Source organism: Streptomyces murinus (assembly GCF_002154555.1).
Classification (GTDB): domain Bacteria; phylum Actinomycetota; class Actinomycetes; order Streptomycetales; family Streptomycetaceae; genus Streptomyces; species Streptomyces murinus.
In genome coordinates this window covers 1-581 of the sequence record NZ_MUNF01001034.1, presented here as the reverse complement: position 1 = coordinate 581, position 581 = coordinate 1, and the positions used below count along the sequence as shown (strand labels likewise).

1 protein-coding gene is annotated in these 581 nt (G+C 70.9%); it reads left to right on the top strand.

Features of this window, described 5'->3' with window-relative positions:
- The coding region (locus tag CCN72_RS37480) for a TetR/AcrR family transcriptional regulator (protein ID WP_107430317.1) at positions 1–581 on the top strand (581 nt) is incomplete at both ends.

Genomic DNA, 581 nt, shown 5'->3' with positions numbered 1-581 from the left:
CCCGCGGGAGCGGATCCTCGACGCGGCGGAGGAGCTCTTCTCCCGCGAGGGGATCAAGGCGGTGGGCGTCCAGGCGATCGCCGACCGCGCCGAGACCACCAAGATGGCGCTGTACCGGCATTTCGCGACCAAGGACGCGCTGGTCGAGGAGTGGCTTCGCATCGTCGCGGCCGACTACACCGCCGTGTTCGACCGGCTGGCGGACGCGCACCCCGACGAGCCCCGGGAGCAGATCCTGGGGATGGCCCGGTTCATCGCCGACGGACTTCCCGAGATCTCGCACCGGGGATGTCCGTTCATCAACTCCATCGCGGAACTGCCGGACCACGCCCACCCGGCCCGTCGGCTGATCGAGACCCACAAGGCCGGCCAGCTGCACCGGCTCACCGACCTGTGCGCCCGGGCCGGGCTGCCCGATCCGGACGAGGCGGCGGCGGAGATCACCTTCCTCCTCGAAGGGGCCCAGGTGAGCGCCCAGAACGGCAGCGTCGGGCAGGCGGGCGAACGGCTCATGAGGATCATCGAGGCGGTCCTGGACCGGCACTCGACGCCCGCCGTCACCGATGTTGCCGATGTTGCCG